This window comes from Streptococcus pseudopneumoniae (assembly GCF_001068775.1).
Taxonomy (GTDB): domain Bacteria; phylum Bacillota; class Bacilli; order Lactobacillales; family Streptococcaceae; genus Streptococcus; species Streptococcus pseudopneumoniae_N.
Window position 1 is genome coordinate 25,990 of record NZ_JWAJ01000081.1, and the last position, 17,256, is coordinate 43,245.

General features: G+C 40.5%; 17 protein-coding genes. 12 read left to right on the forward strand and 5 right to left on the reverse strand.

Features of this window, described 5'->3' with window-relative positions; genetic code table 11:
- The first annotated feature begins 196 nt into the window (after positions 1-196).
- The 3 genes from ADF68_RS03720 to ADF68_RS03730 all read left to right on the forward strand — a co-directional run bounded on the left by ADF68_RS03720 (position 197) and on the right by ADF68_RS03730 (position 1,945).
- A complete protein-coding gene (locus ADF68_RS03720; RefSeq protein WP_000493216.1) occupies positions 197-775 on the forward strand; it encodes a DUF4230 domain-containing protein in 579 nt (192 codons plus the stop codon).
- A gap of 166 nt (positions 776-941) precedes the next feature.
- Positions 942-1,187 (forward strand): hypothetical protein, encoded by a 246-nt coding sequence (locus ADF68_RS03725; protein ID WP_004238875.1) that lies wholly within the window; start codon positions 942-944, stop codon positions 1,185-1,187.
- A gap of 362 nt (positions 1,188-1,549) precedes the next feature.
- Positions 1,550-1,945: a leucine-rich repeat domain-containing protein gene (locus ADF68_RS03730; RefSeq protein WP_075230488.1), complete on the forward strand. Its 396-nt coding sequence runs from the start codon at positions 1,550-1,552 to the stop codon at positions 1,943-1,945.
- A gap of 234 nt (positions 1,946-2,179) precedes the next feature.
- Here the strand turns inward: ADF68_RS03730 and ADF68_RS03735 are convergent, their stop codons facing one another.
- The 4 genes from ADF68_RS03735 to adhP form a co-directional block, all read right to left on the reverse strand.
- Positions 2,180-3,091 (reverse strand): PTS system mannose/fructose/sorbose family transporter subunit IID, encoded by a 912-nt coding sequence (locus tag ADF68_RS03735; protein ID WP_049548689.1) that lies wholly within the window; start codon positions 3,089-3,091, stop codon positions 2,180-2,182.
- A gap of 14 nt (positions 3,092-3,105) precedes the next feature.
- Complete coding sequence (locus ADF68_RS03740; RefSeq protein WP_049548690.1) at positions 3,106-3,918, reverse strand: PTS mannose/fructose/sorbose transporter subunit IIC; 813 nt, start codon at positions 3,916-3,918, stop codon at positions 3,106-3,108.
- Between the two features lie 29 nt (positions 3,919-3,947).
- The gene (locus tag ADF68_RS03745; protein WP_049548691.1) at positions 3,948-4,937 is read right to left on the reverse strand and encodes a PTS sugar transporter subunit IIB; all 990 of its coding nucleotides are present in this window, start codon (positions 4,935-4,937) and stop codon (positions 3,948-3,950) included.
- 542 nt (positions 4,938-5,479) lie between these two features.
- The gene (adhP, locus tag ADF68_RS03750; protein WP_049548692.1) at positions 5,480-6,499 is read right to left on the reverse strand and encodes an alcohol dehydrogenase AdhP; all 1,020 of its coding nucleotides are present in this window, start codon (positions 6,497-6,499) and stop codon (positions 5,480-5,482) included.
- 369 nt (positions 6,500-6,868) lie between these two features.
- Between adhP and ADF68_RS03755 the strand changes: the two genes are divergently transcribed.
- From ADF68_RS03755 to ADF68_RS03790, 8 genes are all read left to right on the forward strand, one after another.
- Complete coding sequence (locus tag ADF68_RS03755; protein ID WP_049548693.1) at positions 6,869-8,146, forward strand: glutamyl-tRNA synthetase; 1,278 nt, start codon at positions 6,869-6,871, stop codon at positions 8,144-8,146.
- A gap of 74 nt (positions 8,147-8,220) precedes the next feature.
- Complete coding sequence (gene thrC, locus ADF68_RS03760; protein ID WP_049548694.1) at positions 8,221-9,705, forward strand: threonine synthase; 1,485 nt, start codon at positions 8,221-8,223, stop codon at positions 9,703-9,705.
- Positions 9,706-9,765: 60 nt separating this feature from the next.
- The gene (locus ADF68_RS03765; protein WP_049548695.1) at positions 9,766-11,046 is read left to right on the forward strand and encodes an MATE family efflux transporter; all 1,281 of its coding nucleotides are present in this window, start codon (positions 9,766-9,768) and stop codon (positions 11,044-11,046) included.
- Between the two features lie 3 nt (positions 11,047-11,049).
- The gene (locus ADF68_RS03770) at positions 11,050-11,664 is read left to right on the forward strand and encodes an HAD-IA family hydrolase (RefSeq protein WP_049548696.1); all 615 of its coding nucleotides are present in this window, start codon (positions 11,050-11,052) and stop codon (positions 11,662-11,664) included.
- Positions 11,665-11,840: 176 nt separating this feature from the next.
- Positions 11,841-12,935, forward strand: a complete 1,095-nt coding sequence (locus ADF68_RS03775) for a LysM peptidoglycan-binding domain-containing protein (RefSeq protein WP_049548697.1) — start codon at positions 11,841-11,843, stop codon at positions 12,933-12,935.
- Positions 12,936-13,084: 149 nt separating this feature from the next.
- A complete protein-coding gene (locus ADF68_RS03780; protein ID WP_049548698.1) occupies positions 13,085-13,948 on the forward strand; it encodes a DUF2262 domain-containing protein in 864 nt (287 codons plus the stop codon).
- 158 nt (positions 13,949-14,106) lie between these two features.
- Positions 14,107-14,532 (forward strand): MarR family winged helix-turn-helix transcriptional regulator, encoded by a 426-nt coding sequence (locus ADF68_RS03785; RefSeq protein ID WP_049548699.1) that lies wholly within the window; start codon positions 14,107-14,109, stop codon positions 14,530-14,532.
- A gap of 10 nt (positions 14,533-14,542) precedes the next feature.
- A complete protein-coding gene (locus tag ADF68_RS03790; protein WP_049548700.1) occupies positions 14,543-14,905 on the forward strand; it encodes a DUF1304 domain-containing protein in 363 nt (120 codons plus the stop codon).
- Positions 14,906-14,952: 47 nt separating this feature from the next.
- On the opposite strand, the gene ADF68_RS03795 is transcribed toward ADF68_RS03790, so the two are convergent.
- Entirely contained in the window at positions 14,953-15,810 is an 858-nt protein-coding gene (locus ADF68_RS03795; protein ID WP_049548701.1) for a DUF975 family protein, read from the reverse strand.
- 116 nt (positions 15,811-15,926) lie between these two features.
- Between ADF68_RS03795 and tgt the strand changes: the two genes are divergently transcribed.
- Complete coding sequence (tgt, locus tag ADF68_RS03800) at positions 15,927-17,069, forward strand: tRNA guanosine(34) transglycosylase Tgt (protein ID WP_049548702.1); 1,143 nt, start codon at positions 15,927-15,929, stop codon at positions 17,067-17,069.
- The last annotated feature ends 187 nt before the right edge of the window (positions 17,070-17,256 follow it).

Sequence of the window (17,256 nt, forward strand, 5' to 3'; positions counted from 1 at the left end):
ACTCAATTTTAAATGGATTTGGTGTTCAAAAAATATAATCAAATGCAACAAACTAATTTCATTTTTAATAGGCACAATTAATTTTAGAAGATAGTACGAAAAAATATTGACTATTTTCTTTAGAATGTGTAAAATTTAGATAGATTATTTAAAGTGAGGTTTTTTTATCTTGTCTATATTAAAGAAGAAAGTTAATATGTTTAGTGTACTATTGAATGTGGTATTAATAGCTATTATAGCTATTGGAGTGCTATTTTTCTTACCTAAGGAACATAAATCAGAAGTCAAATCGTCAATTAATATCGAAAGTATTGAAAAAGTGAATGAAGTTGTATTTTTGAATGCGGGAATTAATGAAATTATTTCTGAAACAAAAACAACTCAAGTTTTTGGGTTTGATGTGCCGTTCTCTAAAAAAGCAGCATTAGTAATTTTAAATTATAAAGCTAAATTTGGAATTAAAAGTAGTGTAAAGGTTGAACAAATAAGCGAAAAAGAATATAAGGTTATTGTTCCAAAATTGGAAGTAATTGGTGTTGAACTTTCAAAAGATAATCCTTATGATTTATATGATAGTCATGGAGAGTTATTAAGTGGAACTACAGAAGATATTGATACTGGGAAATTGGTCGCTAACCAACTTTCTAGTGATAAACAAGCAGAGTATTTAGATAAATTTAAGAGTGAAATTAAAGAATCTGCAATCAATTATTATAAAACAATATTTTCTTCAATGGATTCTGAAGTAAAAGTAACTATAGAATTTACAGAATAATTTTTGAAATACAAAACCCTGGCCATCTCTGGTCAGGGTTTTGTGTGGTTCTATAATTTTTAGGGTTGATGGAAATTTTCCACCAACCCTATTTTAGTGTATACAAAAAGGCCAACATCCATTATATTAAAAGCGCTGAAACCTAAAACAAAAGAATGATGACCATATGAACAATATACTAGAAGCTACACTACAAATCAAAGATGCACACAATGAAGGTGTTACATTCCATTTCTTAGAGAATATTAAAGAAGTATTGCGTGATGAGAGTGGGAAAGTAACTGGTGTAAAGGTTATTACAATGGAACTTGGTGAATCAGATGAAAGTGGAAGAAGATCAACGCATGAAGTGGCAGGTAGTGAACATATTATTCCATGTGACCTTGTCGTTGCAGCAATTGAACAAAAGTAGACTTTAGTGTTCTAGATGAAAGGTAAAAATTTGACTTTCGGTCAACATCAGAATACAATAGAAATGAACTAATAACAGGGGATGCATATTTAGGTCCTCAATCTATCGCAACCGCAATTAAAGGCGGGTGAGAAGTTGCGACAGAAGTACATGAATCGTTTAAAGAAAACACATAAATAACTTGTGGTGCCTTTCGTTTTTTTACTGGGAAAATTAAGGAACTATAGTTATAAATCCTTAAAGATATTAATATATTAACATGCGTATATTTATAGGAAGAAGGTTATGTCATCTATAGTTGTACTTCTGACGATAAGGTTGTTCGTGTACCAAAGGAAATTAAAGGTAAACCTGTTATCGCAATTGGAGAACGTGGTCTTGCGAACTTGAAACATTGTGAGGCAATCGTTTTACCAGATACAGTACGATATATTGGAAAAGGTGCGTTTACGATTGACAATAAGTTAAAGTATGTCCACTTTGGTAAGTCAATAGAAACAGTAGAAGATGATGTTTTCAACTCTGACAGTTCATTAGAATCAGTTGTATTCCCAGAAGGAACAAAGAGTATTGGAACATTAGTATTCTGGGGGACATCATCAATTAAATCTATTACAATTCCAGCAAGTGTAACAGAAATTACAGAATACTTCTATTTTGTGGATAACTGTAACCCAGATGTAGAAATCCATACACCTAAGGGATCAAAGGCAGAAGAAGTAGCTAAAGCAATGCAACTTAAAGTAGTAAATGACTAAAGGGGAATAGTATGAACAAAAAATTACTATCAGGCTTAGGGACTGACCCCAAAAAGTGAGAATTTAATAAAAACACCCTAGGGCTACCGTCTTCGGTATCCAACCGGAGACAGGTAGTCCAATTTTTGTTGGATTCTTTTTTCATTAGGTTCTTCATCAACACTATTTGACAAAGAGCCAAAAGAATCAGGTGATAAACCTGATTCTTTTTTTGTTTGTATATTCTCACCTAGATTACATAATACCGAAGAAACGAGCTGCGATACCAACTGCAAAGAGGGCAAGGATGATTGTGATTGGAGATACTTTTTTCTTAAGCAACCACATGCAAAGGAAAGTAAGGAGAAGTCCCATCAATCCTGGAATCAATGAGTTCAACTGAGCTTGAAGGCTTTGAGGTTGAACGCTATCCAAGCTCAATCCGCTAAGTGCTTGACCAAGAATACCCTTCAATTCTCCACCTGTAACAGGACCTTCTGGGAAGACGATGTAGGCACCTTCTGACAATTGTTTACCTGGAAGGTTGATAGTGAAGTTGATGGATACCCAACGTTGTACCAGAACGGCAAGGATGAACATACCAAGGATTGAAGCTCCTTTAGTGATGTCTTTCAAGATACCACCTGACATGTCTTTAGTGATTTCAGATCCAGCCTTGTAACCAAACTCTTGTGTATACCATAGGAAAGACATACGGATTGCATTCCATCCAAAGAAGAAGAGAAGTGGTCCAACGATATTACCAGTTGCAGCAAGTGATGCACCAAGGGCACCAAGGATCGGACGTACTGTAAACCAGAAAACTGGGTCACCGATACCAGCAAGAGGCCCCATCATACCGATCTTAACACCTTGGATAGCAGCGTCATCGATATCAGTACCATTTGCGCGTTCTTCTTCAAGTGCAAGAGTAACCCCCATGATTGGAGCAGCTACGTATGGGTGAGTGTTGAAGAACTCAAGATGGCGCTCAAGAGCAGCAGCTTGGTCTTCTTTTTTAGTGTAAAGTTTCTTGATAGCTGGGATCAAAGAGTAAGCCCAACCCAAGTTTTGCATACGTTCGTAGTTCCAAGAACCTTGAAGGAATTGTGAACGCCACCAAACTTTTTGTCGATCTGATTTTGATAATTGAATTTTTTCAGCCATGATTGTTCCCCTTTCTAGTAGTCTTCTAGGATATCACCGATTGGATCGTTAGAAGTTGCAGCTCCTCCACCACCGTTTCCACCTTGTTTAGAAAGGTTGAGGTAGATGAAGGCAAGGGCAACACCGATGACACCAAGGGCAATCAAAGTCAATTGAGAGATTGCTGCAAGAGCAAAACCGATTGCGAAGAATGGCCATACTTCACGAGTAGCCATCATGTTGATAACCAAAGCGTAACCAACGGCAACAACCATAGCACCACCGACAGCCATACCACCTTTAAGCCATTCTGGCATAAGGTTCAATACGCTTTGAACGGCTTCAGTTGGCATTGCAAGCAAGAGTGCAGCTGGGATAGCAATACGTAGACCTTGAAGAGCAAGGGCAAAGTAGTGAGCGCGTTCAACAGCTGCAATGTTTCCTTCTTTAGCAGCAGCATCTGCAGTATGAACCAAACCAACTGAGATTGTACGAACGATCATAGTCAAGAAAAGTCCAGCTACGGCAAGAGGGATTGCAGTTGCAGTTGCGACTGCGATACCTTCAGTAGTAAAGTTACCACCCTTAATCATGATGATTGCAGCTGCAACAGAGGCAAGAGCCGCGTCAGGAGCTACGGCAGCTCCGATGTTTGCCCAACCAAGAGCGATCATTTGAAGTGATCCACCAAGCATAACCCCTGCTTCGAGGTTACCAGTTACAAGACCGATGAGGGTACATGCGACGATTGGTTGATGAAATTGGAATTGGTCGAGGATACCTTCAAGACCTGCGAAGAAGGCAACAACTACAACCAAGATAGCAGAAATGATTGAAATATCTGACATGGTTTTATTCCTTTTCTATTTAATGTAAATTATTGAACGTTAGCTTTGCTAATCAAGTCAAACAAATCTTTTTTAGTGTCGTTTGGTACTTTACGTACGTCAAATTCAACACCAAGGTCACGCATTTTTTCAAATGTAGCAACGTCTTCTTTGTCCATTGACAATACGTTGTTGACCATTGTTTTACCGGTTGAGTGAGCCATTGATCCAACGTTAAGAGTCTTGATTGGCACACCGCCTTCGATAGCACGAAGTGCATCTTGAGGTGTTTCAAATAAGATAAGGGCGTGTGTTTCACCAAAACGAGGGTCTTTTGCAACTTCAATCAATTTTTGGATTGGAACAACGTTAGCCTTCACTCCGTTTGGAGCTGCTTGTTTGATCAATTCTTTACGAAGGTCATCTTTAGCAACGTTATCTGAAGCAACGATGATACGGTTAGCTTTTGAATCTGGTGTCCAAGCAGTTGCTACTTGTCCGTGAAGGAGACGAGTGTCAAGACGTGCAAGATTGATTTTCAATTTACCGTCTCCGATAACTGTTCCTTCTGGAATAGCGGCTTGGGCAACTGGAGCAGTTGCAGCAGTAGCAACTTCCTCAGCTGGATTTAGTTCTTCTGGAAGAGCCTTGATGCCATCTTTGGCTTCTTTAATGATGTTCGCAGCAACTTTAGCCACTCCGGCATTAGCGTCCATGAGGCGCTCTGTATATGCTTGGATTAACATCGGTAAGTTAAGTCCTGTGATGATGGCAAATTTACGCTCAGGGTTTTCTCCCATTACGCGGCTAGCTTGGTTAAATGGAGACCCACTCCAAAGGTCAGCCAAGACTAGAACCTCATCTTCTGCGTCAAATGCAGCCACAGCATTGTTGAACTTGGCGTATAAATCATCTGGACCTTCGTTTGGCATAAAGGTTACAACTTGAACCTTTTCTTGTTCACCAAAGATCATAGATCCTGACTGATGAATACCCGCGGCAAATTCACCGTGGCTCGCAATAATGATTCCGATACTCATTATTGTCATTCCTCCTTATAAAATGTTTGACTCTTAGTTTAAGAAAACTTTAAGACTCCTTAAGTATAAATCGTTTTCAGAAAAAAAGCAACTAATTATAATAAAGAGTGAAAAAAATCCCAAAGCTCTATCTTTACAGATATTGATATATAAACTTTTTTGTGAAATCGTCTATAAAATGGTAAAAAAATTTAATATAAAAAATGGGTGGGCAGAGGTCAATGAATTAACTCACGACTTTCTAGTCCCGGTCCCTGATGTTTCAACAATCCGCTGTTTGTAGAATTTGTCTAGAAAAATGACGTTTTCTTCACTAGTGCTCTTGGGCGTCTAAAAAATGCCCCAAGTCCAATTAGTTGTCGTATCAAAATGTTATACTCAATGAAAATCAAAGAGCAAACTAGGAAGCTAGCCGCAAGCTGTACTTGAGTACGGTAAGGCGAAGCTGACGTGGTTTGAATTTGATTTTCGAAGAGTATTATTGCTAAAAAAACGAGGTGGGATTTTCTGTCCCTACCTCGTTTTGGCATTTATTATTTATCTTAATGAGTAAAGTCTAGAACCATACGACCTTGGATGGTTCCAGCAGCCATTTCATCAAAGACAGCAATGGCATCTTCGACAGGGCGTTTTTGAACGATTGGTACAACCAGACCTTCAGCACCAAATTGGAAGGCTTCTTCCAAATCTTTACGTGTTCCAACGAGAGAACCGATGACTTGGATACCGTCAAGAACTGTTTTGACGATGCTAAGATCCATCATTTCAGATGGGAGACCGACAGCTATTACACGACCGCCTGCACGAACAGAGTCAACTGCTTGGTTAAAGGCAACTTTTGATACAGCTGTTACGACAGCTGAGTGAGCACCACCGTTTGTCTTTTCTTTGATAAGGCCTGGGACATCTTCGACTTCAAGACCGTTAATCACGATATCTGCACCAACTTCTTTAGCTAGGGCAAGTTTATCGTTGTTAATATCTACTGCGATAACGTGAGCGTTGAACACTTTTTTAGCGTATTGAACAGCCAAGTTACCAAGACCTCCAGCACCATAGAGGATAACCCATTGACCTGGCTCAACTTTTGCTTCTTTGATAGCCTTGTATGTGGTAACACCGGCACAAGTGATAGAAGAAGCTTGGGCTGGATCGAGACCTTCTGGAACCTTAACGGCATAATCTGCAGTTACGATACATTGTTCTGCCATACCACCATCTACTGAGTATCCTGCATTTTTTACGGAACGGCAAAGAGTTTCGCGTCCAGTTGTACAGTATTCACACATACCACAGCCTTCAAAGAACCAAGCTACGCTGACACGGTCGCCAACTTTGAGGCTTTTAACATCAGGAGCAACTTCTTTGACGATACCGATACCTTCGTGACCGAGAACGCGTCCTGGAACTTTACCAAAGTCACCATGTGCAACGTGGAGGTCAGTGTGGCAGACACCACAGTACTCAACTTCTACAAGAGCTTCCCCAGTTTCGAGCGGACGGAGCACTTTTTCTTCAATAGCAACACCAGTGCTTTCTGGATTTACAACAACAGCTTTCATAGCTATCCTCCTTGATTAGTCGTTGAGGTGCAGAGGAAAAGGGGCTTGGCTTGAAAAGCTTTCAAGTGAAGTCGAATTTGAACTGCCCTCTTTTTTGTCTATATGTGAATTATATCACTATATTTAATATAATACAAGGGATTTGATGCAAAAACATATGTAATCGCTTAACCGGTTGATGAGACTGTGAAAATTGAACAATGACATCTGACGTCTTATCATAAAATTTCATATAATGAGGAAGTTATTTGGTCTTAAATCTAGGGAGCGAGCTTGCAAACAGATTTTCTAAGGTCCTTCTCTAGGACTTTTTGGTATAATAGAGAGTAATTTGTTTTCTAGTATGAGAAGTTAGAATGAGAGGTATGTATGTCCCCTTCAGTTCAGTTATTAAAAGACCGCTATTTAAAGAATATCAAAGAAAATCCAGATCTCTACATCGGTATTGAGTTGGAGTTTCCGATCGTTCATAAGAAAGGCCAACCTACAGATATTGAAGTCAGCAAGGACTTGATGCATTTTTTGGTTGATGCTCTCAGTCTGAAAGTTGAAAAGGAGGACCAGGATGGAAATCCGATTCAGCTTGTAGAACCGGTGAGTCAAGATCGTATTTTGTTTGAGGTTTCCTACACAACACTTGAGTTTGCCTTTGGTCGAGCTCGGAATATCCAAGAGATCGAAGGCCGTTTTGAGACTTATATGAAGGTAATCCAAGAAAAGCTAGGCGAAAAGAATCATGCTATCCAGGGTTGGGGGATTCACCCAAACTGGGATAGCAATGATAATAGACCTGTCGCTTATCCACGATACCAGATGTTAATGGACTATCTGAAGATGGGCAACAATCAGGAGTCCGTTTCTTTGCATGATTTTCCACAATATGGAGCCTTTATCTGTGGTAGTCAAGTTCAGTTGGATGTATCGACTGCTAACTACCTACGTGTCATTAATGCATTCACTCAGCTTGAGGCAGCCAAAGCCTACTTGTTTGCCAATTCTCAGTTTTCTGGAGCAGACTGGGACACCCAGATTTCACGAGATATCTTTTGGGAAGACTCCATGCATGGGATTTATCCAGAGAATGTTGGTGTCAATGCCAGACTCTTCAAAGATGAGGATGATTTTTTTGATTATCTAGACCACTCTGCGATTTTTACAGCAGAACGAGATGGGGAAACCTACTATTTTTCTCCGATTCGAGCGAAAGATTATCTGTCTACAAGTCAGATTAGGGCTTTTGGGATTAATAGGAAAGAAGTTAGTATAGTTCCAGAGGAAAAAGATTTTTCGAGTCATCGAAGCTACCAGTTTCAAGACTTGACAACACGAGGGACTGTTGAATTTCGTAGTGTTTGTACACAACCGCTAGACCGAACCTTTGCTTCGGCAGCCTTTCATTTAGGCTTGTTGGTGAATCTTGACAAGCTTGAAGCTTACCTAGAAACAGCTCCTTTCTTTGAGAGATTTGGTCGTGACTACAAGTCTTTGAGAAGACAATTTTCTAAGAAACACCTCACAGATGAAGAAACAGCTGGGATTGTCCAGTTCTCCAAAGACTTGCTAGCTATAGCAGAGCAAGGACTTGAGATGAGAGGTCAGAGTGAAATGACTTATTTAGTGCCTTTGAAAGAAGAATTAGACCTATAATTTTCCTATAAAGGAAGAATTTTCTGAAAAATCATGTTATAATGAATAAGACTATAGATAAAGGATAGAGATTTATGACATTAGTTTATCAATCAACGCGTGATGCGAACAATACCGTAACAGCCAGCCAAGCGATTTTGCAAGGTTTGGCAACAGATGGGGGCTTATTTACTCCAGTTAGCTATCCAAAGGTTGATTTGGATTTTGAAACATTAAAAGACGCTTCTTACCAAGAAGTAGCTAAGCTTGTCTTGTCAGCTTTCTTGGATGACTTTACAGCAGAAGAGTTGGACTACTGTATCTCCAACGCCTATGACAGCAAGTTTGATACGCCAGTCATTGCTCCTCTTGTGAAACTAGATGGCCAATACAACTTGGAACTTTTCCACGGTTCAACCATTGCCTTCAAGGATATGGCCTTGTCTATCTTGCCATACTTTATGACGACAGCTGCCAAGAAACATGGCTTGGAAAACAAGATTGTCATCTTGACAGCGACGTCTGGAGATACTGGTAAAGCTGCCATGGCAGGTTTTGCAGATGTTCCTGGAACTGAAATTATCGTCTTTTATCCAAAAGACGGTGTCAGCAAAGTGCAAGAGTTGCAAATGACCACGCAAACTGGCGAAAACACCCATGTTATCGCTATTGATGGAAACTTTGACGATGCTCAGACAAACGTGAAACACATGTTCAACGATGTGGAGCTTCGTGAAAAATTAGCAGCCAACAAGCTCCAGTTTTCATCAGCTAACTCTATGAATATCGGTCGTTTGGTACCACAGATTGTCTATTATGTGTATGCCTACGCTCAGCTTGTTAAAACAGGCGAAATTAATGCAGGTGATAAGGTTAACTTCACCGTACCGACAGGAAACTTTGGAAATATCTTGGCTGCCTTTTATGCTAAACAAATTGGTTTGCCAGTTGGTAAATTAATCTGTGCTTCAAATGACAACAATGTTTTGACAGACTTCTTCAAGACTCGTGTTTATGACAAGAAGCGTGAGTTTAAAGTGACCACTAGCCCATCTATGGATATCTTAGTGTCTTCAAACTTGGAGCGCTTGATTTTCCACCTTTTGGGTAATGATGCGGTTAAGACAGCTGAACTCATGAATGCTTTGAATAACCAAGGTCAGTATGAATTGACAGATTTTGATGCAGAGATTCTTGACCTTTTTGCAGCAGAGTATGCGACTGAAGCGGAAACAGCAGCAGAAATCAAGCGTGTTTATCAAACAGATGCCTACATTGAGGATCCACATACAGCGGTTGCCTCAGCTGTTTATAAAAAATACCAAGCAGCGACAGGCGATGTGGCTAAGACCGTGATTGCTTCAACAGCTAGTCCTTATAAATTCCCAGTGGTTGCAGTAGAAGCTGTAACTGGGCAATCAGGTTTGAGCGATTTTGAAGCCTTGGCTCAACTACATGAAATTTCAGGAGTAGCAGTGCCACCAGCAGTTGATGGCCTCGAAACAGCTCCAGTTCGTCACAAGACAACTGTTGCAGCGGCAGATATGCAGACTGCAGTAGAAACTTATCTAGGACTTTAAAAGAGAGGAAGTAAACTCGGTTGGGAAACTAACTGAGTTTCTTTTCATCAGGAGGAAGGATTGTTTAAGAAAAATAAAGATATTCTCAACATAGCTCTGCCAGCCATGGGTGAAAATTTCTTGCAGATGCTCATGGGGATGGTCGATAGCTATCTGGTGGCACATCTGGGCTTAATCGCAATTTCGGGTGTGTCTGTAGCGGGCAATATTATCACCATTTACCAAGCGATTTTTATTGCTTTGGGAGCGGCTATTTCCAGTGTCATTTCCAAAAGTTTGGGACAGAAAGATCAATCTAGACTAGCTTATCATGTGACAGAAGCACTTAAGATTACCCTACTACTGAGTTTAGTTTTAGGGGTCTTATCCATCTTTGCAGGACGAGAGATGATCGGCCTTTTAGGAACAGAAGCGTCTGTAGCTGAGAGTGGTGGACTATACCTAGCTTTGGTCGGCGGGACAATCGTCCTCTTGGGCTTGATGACTAGTCTAGGAGCCTTGATTCGCGCCACCCATAATCCGCGCCTTCCACTTTATGTGAGTCTTTTATCCAATGCCTTGAATATTGTGTTCTCAAGTATCGCTATTTTTGTTCTTGATATGGGGATAGCTGGTGTAGCCTGGGGGACCATCCTATCTCGTTTGGTTGGGGTTGTGATCTTGTGGTCACAACTAAAACTTCCATATACGAGACCAAGGTTTGGCCTGGACAAAGACCTGCTGACTTTGGCTTTACCTGCAGCGGGAGAACGTCTCATGATGCGAGCTGGAGATGTGGTCATTATTGCCTTGGTTGTTTCCTTTGGGACGGAGGCAGTCGCAGGAAATGCAATCGGTGAAGTCTTGACTCAGTTTAACTATATGCCAGCCTTTGGTGTCGCTACAGCAACAGTCATGCAGGTGGCTCGAGCAGTTGGAGAAGATGATTGGGCAAGGGTAGACAACTTAAGTAAGCAAACTTTTTGGCTTTCCCTCTTTCTTATGTTGCCCTTAACACTCAGTATCTATGCTCTAGGAACGCCCCTAAGTCACCTCTATACTAGTGATCCTGTGGCTATTGAAGCCAGTGTTATGGTGACGCTGTTCTCTCTACTAGGGACTCCTATGACGACGGGAACAGTCATTTATACAGCTGTCTGGCAGGGTTTGGGAAATGCACGCCTCCCCTTTTATGCGACAAGTATCGGAATGTGGTGTATCCGTATCGGAACAGGGTATCTGATGGGAATTGTTCTTGGTTGGGGCTTGCCTGGTATTTGGGCAGGAACGCTTTTGGATAATGGTTTTCGCTGGATTTTCCTGCACTATCGTTATAAGCAATATATATCTTTGAAAGGATGACATATGAAAAAAATTGGATTTATCTGGGATTTAGATGGGACCTTGTTGGACTCTTATGAAGCTATTTTAGCAGGAATCGAAGAGACTTTTGCCCAGTTTGACATTCCTTATGATAAGGCTGAGGTTCGTGCCTTTATTCTACAAACTTCCGTTCAAGATCTGTTGGAAAAGGCGGGAGAAGAAAGAGGCTTGGATGCAGATATGCTCAATCAGGTTCGTGCTCAGAGCTTGGCTGAGAAGAATGCTCAAGTGGTTCTGATGCCAGGGGCGCGTGAAATCTTAGCTTGGGCAGACCAGCAAGGTATTGAGCAGTTTGTTTATACCCATAAAGGGGACAATGCTTTTACAATTTTGGAGAATTTGGGTTTGGCCCACTATTTCACAGAAATTTTAACCAATCAAAGTGGCTTTGCTCGGAAGCCTAGTCCAGAAGCTGCGATTTATCTTTTAGATAAGTATGGATTAAATCCTCAGCAGACTTATTATATCGGCGATCGGACTTTGGATATAGAATTTGCCCAAAATAGTGGGATTCAGAGTATCAATTTTCTTGCCTCACCTGCAACTTGTAATCAACAGATAGAGCGTTTAGAAGATATCAGTTCGTTTTCCTTCTAGAATTTTCTTCAAGAAGAATGTGTCAGCCTGATGACAAGAAACTAACAAACTATTTCAAGTAATGTGATTTGTTACAACGAATGTACAGTTCTGTTAAATAGCCCCAAAAGGGCTTTTTTTCTATTTTCTTTGTGTTATGATAGACAGGTACTACATTTGAAAAGGAGTTTGATAGTATGAAGAAAAGAATTATTTTAGCATCAACAGTAGCCTTGTCCTTTGCCCCTGTATTGGCAACTCAAGCAGAAGAACTAGTATGGACAGCACGCAGTGTTGAGCAAATTCAAAACGATGTTACTAAGAATGAGAATAAAACAAGCTATACGGTTCAGTATGGAGATACTCTAAGTACCATTGCCGAAGCTCTGGGAGTGGATGTGACCGTTCTTGCTAACTTGAACAAGATCAGCAATATTGATCTGATTTTCCCTGAGACAGTGCTTACTACAACTGTTAATGATGAGGAAGAAGTGACGGAAGTTGAAATCCAAACCCCTGACACAGCTCAGGCAGGTGAAAGCACAACTGCAAGAGCAGATTTGACAACCAACCAAGTCACTGTAGATGACCAAACTGTACAGGTTGAAGATTTAACTCAACCAGTTGAAGAAACAGAAGCTCAAGTTGAGCCAGTAGCACCACAAGTGACTGAAGAAGCAGTAGCAGAAACTACAACAGAAGCCTCAGTACCAGCAGCAGAACCAGTGACAGAAACTACGGCAGAAGTTTCAGCACCAGCAGAAGAAGCAGTAGCAGAAACACCTGTAGTGGAAGAAACCACTACAACAGAAGCCCCTGTTACAGAAACTGTAGCAGAGACTCAATCAACACCATCAACTTACCAAGCTGAAGCAAGCCAAGGTTCATCAGCGACTTATGCAGCACCAGCAGCACCTGATTATGCAAGTATTGCAGCTTCAAAGTCAGAAAATGCAGGTCTACAACCACAAACGGCTGCCTTTAAAGAAGAAATTGCTAACTTGTTTGGTATCACATCATTTAGCGGCTACCGTCCTGGAGATAGCGGAGACCACGGAAAAGGCCTTGCAATTGACTTTATGGTCCCAGTAAGCTCAGCTCTTGGAGACCAAATTGCAGATTATGCTATCCAAAATATGGCTAGCCGTGGCATTAGCTACATCATCTGGAAACAACGTTTCTACGCACCATACCCAAGTAAATATGGACCGGCTTACACTTGGAATCCAATGCCAGACCGTGGTAGTATCACAGAAAACCACTATGACCACGTTCACGTATCTATGAACTAAGAGTAATAAGAAGCTATACATTTAAAAGTGTAGCTTCTTTTTGTGTAAAATAGTATTGATAAGTGAAATAAAATCTAAAACATGTTAGAATGTAAGCGAATACAAAATTAAGCTAACGCTTTTAAGCATAGAGAGAAAGGATGAAGTGAATGACAAATCGATTAAAAACTCCATTTGAGAAAACAAGAGATGATTTTGAACAGGAATTTACTGGAGAAATTGTTGAGCTCTTGATTTTTACCCTCCAAAATGTAAATGGGGCTGCTTCTTTAAAAGATGGTTGTAAAATGCCGTCCGTTCATTTTAAAGCTAGTATCAATGTTGAAACTCAGGACTTCTCTGAACGTGAGGGACGTTTGGAATGGGTATTGACTCCTGAGGAATTTGAAGAAAAGAGATGGGGCTTTAGTTTTGAACCCTACAAAATTCATCATATCAAATGCCAAAAACGCCCCTTCATGGAGTTAGAGCCATATATGTCAGAAGTAGCTAATAACTGCTACCACTTGCTGGAATACCTAGATGACCAATCCTCAGACTCTAGGTTAGAGACCTTGATTGAAACCTATCAAAAACCGGTCATCATTCAAGACGATATTGGCGAATTCACCTTAAACAGAGCCTATTCTTGGTTTGAAGGATTTATCACTTACGAGGGTGGTAAGATTCATGCTATCTTTGCTGCGAGTACAGATGAAAGTCTCCCTCCAAGTTCTTTTGATGATCTAAAGAAATTTATGGGAACTTTCCAAGTTCAAGATACTCGGATTAAAGACTATATTGTCAAAGAACTGTGGGAAACAGCTCAAGACTGGATAGATTCAGATGAAAATGATGTAGTGTTAACAGAAGAGTATTTTACCAACTCACTTTCCTTGAGTGAACTATCGATCAACGAAGATGGAGAATTGACCCTCTACTATGATGATCGTGAAGAAATTTTTGCAGGCCATGCCATCGAAGTTGTCATTGATAAAGAGGGAGAAATCCTTCGAGCAGATTTGGTAGGTTAGTGCTGGATTTTGTCTAGAATATAGAAATAATAGCCTTTTGGGATTGAAATCAAGAGGCTATTTTTCGTGAATAAGCAAAATAGTTGCGTTTTTACTAAGATTGCATTATACTTGATAAGTCAATAGTTGATAAATCAAGTGTACGCAGGGAGGTAGAAATGAAAAAAATTAACGACTTACTGTACCAGCTCCATTTAACAGATCAGATGATCACTCAACTTTTTGAGAAACAATTGGGAATTAGTTTGACCCGCTATCAAATCCTGCAGTTTTTACTGCAGCAGTCACCCTGCAACCAGATTGCCGTTCAGGAGAAGTTACAGATTGACCAGGCAGCCTTGACCCGTCATTTTAAGATACTGGAGTCAGAGGGCTATGTCAGTCGCAAGCGTAATCCGGCCAATCAGCGAGAAGTCTTAGTTGAATTAACCCAAGAAGCCAAGAATCAACTCTTAGTCAGTCCGCCTAAACATCATTTGCGAGTGAAGGAACAGATGGACAGCATCTTATCGACAGCCGAGCAGGAAGAGCTGACAGCTTTGTTGACAAAACTAGTATCAGGATTAGAAAAAATAGAATTTTAAGGAGAAAACGATGTCAATCATTACTACCATTTTAGCAACCCTTGTTGCTCTAGAGCATTTTTATATCTTTTATTTGGAAAGTATCGCAACCCAATCAGATGCAACCAGCCGAGTCTTTAATATGGACAAGGAAGAGTTGACTCGCCCCTCTGTCACCTCACTGTTTAAAAACCAAGGAATTTATAATGCCTTGATTGGGGTATTTCTTCTTTATGGAATCTATTTCTCGCAGAGCTTAGAAATCGTAACAATCTTTGTGTTGTTTGTCATAGGAGCAGCGACTTATGGTGCCTTAACAGCAGATAAAAAAATTATTCTTAAGCAAGGTGGTCCAGCAATCCTAGCACTCTTGAGTATCCTTTTCTTAAAATAAAAACAACCAGCACTTTCCATAGAAGGTGCTGGTTTTAATCATTCACATTAAACTTTTCTCCGCTTGATTTCGAGTAATCTTTGATAGAAGAAGAATTGACTACTATAGATATAAGGGAAAGAAGGGATGCTCGCAATTCCAAAGCTAATCCAGGTAAGAAGATACCATGGTAGGAGTTGTAAATCAAGTACGAAGCGTTGGAACTTATAGCCTTTCATAAGGAAGCGACTGGTTTTGAGTACGCGACTTGGCTTGGCAATTCCAATTGCAAGTGTATCACAAAGGAGCAACTCTACTTGGGAATAAGCGTAGTATTGCGGCAGATAGGCAATGGTTCCCAAAATCATCAGAAAGACGCTACCAAAGAAGTAAAGTGCAAAAGTAAGTAGGAAGTGTTCGATATCTGAATTGGTGACGTCGACAGCTGGAAATTCGGGATGAAGTTCTACAAATTTACGAGCCATGGCACTGCTATAAAAGAGCAAGTAGACTCCAAAAAGATTAGGGATGCTCCACAAAAAGAGATAGAAACGCTTGAGCAAGAGAGTTAGAAAGGTCTGGGTGAAGAAGCGATTGTCAAGTAAGGACAGACTATCTTTAAAAGAAAGCTCTATCTCGGAAATTCTGTAAAGATTAATGGTTGTAAAAAGAGCACCAGCTAGGATAATAGAACTTGTGAATCCAACTGCTAGAGGAAAGAGTGAGGACTGGATCAAGCTCATCAAAAAAGTAAAGAAGGATTGCTCAAGAATTCCCTCATCAAGTAGGGATAACGGACTTATGAAGCTGGATAGAATCAGGAAAATGCTTGGTAATAAAAAGACAAGCAATAAACGTGGATGTTCAGCTTGAAACTGTTTAGCTTGTTGACGAACTTCTTTTAAATCAATTTTTGGGTATTTCATTCTTTCATTATACCATAGTTCGTGACAGTTCCCATTTTTTTTGATAGAATCATACAGTATGCCCTTGGGCACAAAGTAAGAACTGGGACTGTTTTTCCCAGCTTCGGAGGTAAAAAATGTCAGATTCACCAATCAAATATCGTTTGATTAAGAAAGAAAAACACACGGGAGCTCGTCTGGGTGAGATTATCACGCCACACGGAACCTTTCCAACTCCTATGTTTATGCCGGTTGGGACTCAAGCAACGGTTAAAACCCAATCGCCAGAAGAGTTGAAAGAGATGGGGTCAGGGATTATCCTCTCTAATACCTATCACTTGTGGCTTCGTCCTGGAGATGAACTCATTGCACGTGCAGGTGGACTTCATAAGTTCATGAACTGGGACCAACCTATCTTGACGGATAGTGGCGGTTTCCAAGTATACTCTCTAGCGGATAGTCGTAACATCACAGAAGAAGGGGTAACGTTTAAGAACCACCTCAATGGTTCTAAAATGTTTCTATCACCTGAAAAAGCCATCTCTATCCAAAACAATCTAGGGTCAGACATTATGATGTCCTTTGACGAATGTCCTCAATTTTATCAGCCTTATGATTATGTGAAGAAGTCAATCGAACGTACCAGCCGTTGGGCTGAGCGTGGATTAAAAGCTCATCGTCGTCTACATGACCAAGGTTTGTTTGGGATTGTACAAGGTGCAGGATTTGAAGATCTTCGTCGTCAGTCAGCTCATGACCTTGTCAGTATGGACTTCCCAGGATACTCTATCGGAGGGTTGGCAGTAGGTGAAACTCATGAAGAGATGAACGCAGTTTTGGACTTCACTACTCAACTCCTTCCTGAAAACAAACCTCGCTACTTGATGGGAGTGGGAGCGCCAGATAGCTTGATTGATGGGGTTATTCGTGGGGTCGATATGTTTGACTGTGTCTTGCCGACTCGTATCGCTCGTAACGGAACTTGTATGACTAGCCAAGGACGTTTGGTTGTCAAGAATGCCCAGTTTGCGGAGGACTTTACCCCGCTTGATCCTGAGTGCGATTGCTACACATGTAAGAACTATACCCGTGCCTACCTTCGTCACTTACTCAAGGCCGATGAGACCTTTGGTATTCGTTTGACAAGTTACCATAACCTTTACTTCTTGCTTAATCTCATGAAGCAGGTTCGTCAGGCTATTATGGATGATAATCTTTTGGAATTCCGTGAGCATTTTGTTGAAAAATATGGCTACAATAAATCAGGTCGTAATTTCTAAGTTTAGTAGGCTAAAGCTGAAATCCTAAGTTTTCTCTTAGGATTTCAGATTGAAGACAAAGTCCTTAGAACTCAAGTTTCCAAGGGCTTTTGTTTTTGTAAAGTCGTATAATAGAGGTAAGAAGAGTTGTGAGGTAATCCCTATGTTTCACAAAGAAAAACCTGATTATAATCGTAAGCAATATGGT